Annotated in this window: 4 protein-coding genes; 1 reads left to right on the top strand and 3 read right to left on the bottom strand. The window is 67.3% G+C overall.

The window, feature by feature from the left end:
* Positions 1–777: 777 nt before the first annotated feature.
* Positions 778–1152: a hypothetical protein gene (locus OJ962_RS34015; protein WP_270006940.1), complete on the bottom strand. Its 375-nt coding sequence runs from the start codon at positions 1150–1152 to the stop codon at positions 778–780.
* Positions 1153–1767: 615 nt separating this feature from the next.
* Between OJ962_RS34015 and OJ962_RS34020 the strand changes: the two genes are divergently transcribed.
* The gene (locus tag OJ962_RS34020; protein WP_270006941.1) at positions 1768–2652 is read left to right on the top strand and encodes an NAD(P)H-binding protein; all 885 of its coding nucleotides are present in this window, start codon (positions 1768–1770) and stop codon (positions 2650–2652) included.
* 307 nt (positions 2653–2959) lie between these two features.
* Here the strand turns inward: OJ962_RS34020 and OJ962_RS34025 are convergent, their stop codons facing one another.
* Positions 2960–3142 carry a hypothetical protein gene (locus tag OJ962_RS34025; RefSeq protein WP_202958717.1) on the bottom strand — a complete coding sequence of 61 codons (183 nt, stop codon included), beginning with the start codon at positions 3140–3142 and terminating at the stop codon, positions 2960–2962.
* 234 nt (positions 3143–3376) lie between these two features.
* Positions 3377–3724, bottom strand: a complete 348-nt coding sequence (locus OJ962_RS34030; protein ID WP_202958718.1) for a hypothetical protein — start codon at positions 3722–3724, stop codon at positions 3377–3379.
* Between the last annotated feature and the right edge of the window lie 185 nt (positions 3725–3909).

Raw genomic sequence — 3909 nt, forward strand, 5'->3', positions numbered from 1 at the left:
AGCGTCGACGGCTAGCTCTCCGAACAGGAAGGCGAGGCATGAGGCGTGTGGCGCTTCCGTCGAGAAGCACTAATCCTGGTTTGCAGCCGCACCCAGCCAGGCAGCGGTGGGCCGGCTGATACGCATTCGCGGGTATCCCTATCTTCGATGTACTCCCCCAGCAGCGAGACGCTTGTGCGTCTTGCCGATGAGGCAGGCGTGCGTCTGCGGTCGACCGATCGAGAATGGCGCGAACGCACTCGCTTCTCGGCTCCAGGACTCGTATGGGTCTTGGAGAGCGACACCTGCGCCACTGGTCGTGTCGAGGCCCCCGACAACGTCGGGTACGACGCAAACGGCTGCGAATTCGTGTATCGCCAACCGCGCAATGAGCACGAGCTGAAGAACGTGCTTAGGGCTGCCTGGGCCGACCCCTTCGATGCCTACCGATTCGACGGACTCGATCGCTGGACCTACCAAGACGCTCACGAGTGGTACGAATCGCGGCACTCGCTCATACCGGCTCTAGACAAGCCCACGAGGCCCCACCCCCAACTCCCCGCGGGTGTCTGGGTCGCCGCCCAAGATGACTTTGCCACAGGCATGCGCACGGCCAGCGCCCACTACCGCAGCAGCGAGTTCCACGCTGAGATCGCAGCCGTACTCGCCTACCTCCGCTGAGTCGTCCGACGCACGCGACCTGCTGCCGGATGCTGCCAAGCAGAAGAAGCGGAACCGTCGATAAGGACTACTTCGCTTCTGCCTCAAACAGCAGCGCCGGCATCTCGCACCCGCCGCTCAATTGACCGACCGGTCGACGCGTGCAGCTCGTCGCGGGCCGGAGGAGCGACGCTGCCAAGCTACGTAACGGTAGTGAATGTCGAGCGTGTCGAGATGCCCGGACCACTGAAGCCGCAAGCGCCAGCAGCCAGGCCCGGGCATGTTGACGATCGAAGGCCTGGGCCCGCCGGCGACGGTGAGTACAAACGCCTGGCCGACGGGCTTCGCTCCCACGTGGCGGCGGGCGCGGATGCGAAGCTCCTCGCCGGGGCCGACGGGGATTCGCGACACCCACAGGATCTTGTTGGCTCGGCCCGGCGTCGGCGGCGCCGTCAGCGGGTGTCCGAACACCAGCGCGGCGAGGTTGCCGCCGCGGCTTATCGCGTGCGGCATCTGCGGCCGAGACTCGCTGAATCCGCCTCGCGCCCAACGAGGGATCGGACCTCGCAACACCTGGGCCTTGCAGTTGCGGGTCGCATCCGTCGCTGGATGGCGTCCGTCCCCGCGCGAGTTGATCGCCCACGCTCCAGCACCGGCAATCACAACCGCGACGAGGACCAGGATCGCCGCTCGCGCCGGACGCGGTAGTCCCGTCATGAACGCAGCATAAGCGGCGCTCGTCGACCCGCCGTTCCGCGCGTCTGTCCGCGCAGCCTCCGGCGCGCGGACGCGGCCCACCCGAGGACCTCGCTGCAGAGTTGCGCGAGCAGCAGGACACAGCGCCGGGGTCCTGACGAGTGCCGCTTACGCCTGAATGCGTCGCCGGCGATTCTCTTGCACCCGCTCGCGATATGCGCGAATTCGTCGAAAAGCGCTATTCGGCGTGGACTGCCGGATCGCGGCGGTGCGTCTGTCACGAGTGACGGGTCGCTTGGTCCGGGTGGTGCGTGGCTGCGACTACCGGCGCGCCTCTACTCAGCGCCGCGGACTTGCCGGTTGTGAGCTTCGGCTACGCGCCCGGCCGCTCCGTCGGTGACCTGCCGGGCCGCGCAGCGCCGTACCAGGGACGTGGACGCTCCCCTGATCTTGCTCACTGGCGCAACCGGCTTCGTCGGCGGCCGACTACTCGAGGAGCTGCGCGGCCGCGGACCGCTGCGCTGCGTCGTGCGCGACGCGAGCCGCATCGAAAGCGGACCCGACGTCGAGGTCGTGGAAGCGGATTTGACGGACACCCGGGCCATCGCGTGCGCAATGGACGGCGTGGACTGCGCGTACTACCTGGTGCACTCGATGGAGGCGGGCGGCAGCGACGACTTCGCGTCGCGCGATCGAGAGCTGGCGGAGAATCTGGCCGAAGCCGCCCGCGGAGCCGACCTGCGCCGGATCGTCTATCTCGGCGGAGTCGAGGCAGCCGGTGGGCGGTCCGAGCACCTCGAATCGCGCCACGAGGTCGAGCGGATCCTGTCCGCGTTCGGCGGCGAATTCGTGGCGCTGCGCGCCTCGATGATCATCGGCGCTGGGAGCGGATCCTTCGACGCGCTCGCGCAACTCGTGGAACGCCTGCCGGTGCTCGCGCTCCCCACTTGGCGCACGCGGCTGTGTCAGCCGGTCGCGATCGACAACGTCATCGCCGCGCTCGTTGCGTGCGACGACGTAGCGCCCGGGTCCTACGACATCGCCGGGCCCGACCGGCTCACGTTCGAGGAGCTGACCGTGCGACTCGGCGAACTACAGGGCAACCCGCGCCCCACCGTCGCGCTGCCGTTCTCCAACAGCAAGCTCGAGGGCGCGGTCGCCGCCCTCTTCACCGACCAGGACACGGAGCTACTCACGCCTCTCATGGCTGGATTGGACGCCGACCTCGTGGTCGAGGACAACGCGCTAGAGCGCGTGTTTGGGATCACCCCGACGCCGTTTGACGCCGCGGTCACACGAGCCCTCGCGGCCCCCTGATCAGTCGACCTGATAGCCAGATCGAGCTGCGGCACGGCTGGCGTAGGTACTGAGATCGGCGGTCAGCCCAAGGCAGTAGCGCCGCACGCAGACACAAGCGGATCGCCGGCGCGCACGGCGCACGCCGAGAACTCTGCGGCCGCCGATCCCGGTCGCTTCCGGACCGCCGGGTCGAAGAGCGCGCGGCGCAGCACCTCATCCGTTACGACCGGTCATGTCCCGATCCCGGACCGACCATGCCGAGGAATAGACGAGACCGTCGATAAGAGCATCTTCGCCATCCGCGCGCCGCGCGACGGTGTCGACCTCAGTCCGCGATCACCGCGGCGATCGAACCTACTGCCACGAGAACAGCCCGGATTAGCGACAGCGCGACGGCTGGTTTCAATCGACGCTGCTCGTCGAGCATCGTCCGGTGACCTCGACGCCACTCGACCAGCCAATGAGCAAGACGGAGCGCAAGCACGACGACGATCGCGGTCCAGAGCACACTCCCACGCAATGGCCCAGGTGCTGATCATCAGCTGCATGTACCCCACCCGGCTTGGTGCAGCACCCGTCCAGACACAACCTCAAACGGCGGGCCTCCCTACCTCCGCGCTCAGCGGCGCGAAGCCACAGATGCGCGCTTTCGTCGACAAGCGCTACTTCGGAGCCGCTACAAAGGCGAAGCGACGCAGCCGCCCAACGCGGTCCCGGCTGCCGACGTGAAGTCGCATTCCGCTCATTCGCTCGGCCATATGCCGTTTGGGCAGTACCTGCTGTCCGGTTGGCAGCTGCGCTTGATCGGCCCGAACGGAGTGCCGGTGATCTCGTAAGTTGGGCCGAACTCGACGGCCGAGACGAGGGTGAATCGCCGCTTGCTGCGCTCCCCGACCATGAGTTTCTCGGTCCCGGTCTCGCAGCGCTCGTATGTCGCCTCCCGCGAGTGGCACTCGACGAACCTCTCCGCTACTTGTGTCAGCCGCTCCCGAGCGGCCTCAGCACGACTGGGCAGTGTGAGCTTGACGATCGCGCCGGCGGCGGCGAGCACCGCGGCCATGGCAACCAAGGAGACGACCAGCTTCTTCACGCGGCCCAGTCTGGAGCCCACCGAGCGCTCGGTCAACACAACGCTTGTCGACGTCGCGCTGCTTCGCGGGCGGGTCCCGTCTGTGTTGCGACGTAGCGAGGGGTCCGTCGCGCATAGCTAGATCGTCGAGAAAGACCACTTTCGCCTGTGATTGCAAGGTGGCGGTCATGACCAGCCGTGAGCAT

The organism is Solirubrobacter deserti (genome assembly GCF_027587175.1).
Taxonomy (GTDB): domain Bacteria; phylum Actinomycetota; class Thermoleophilia; order Solirubrobacterales; family Solirubrobacteraceae; genus Solirubrobacter; species Solirubrobacter deserti.

Coding starts and splice junctions, on each gene's coding strand:
- OJ962_RS34015 (WP_270006940.1), bottom strand. CDS start 1,152: ATGCCGCACGCGATAAGCCGCGGCGGCAACCTCGCCGCGCTGGTGTTC.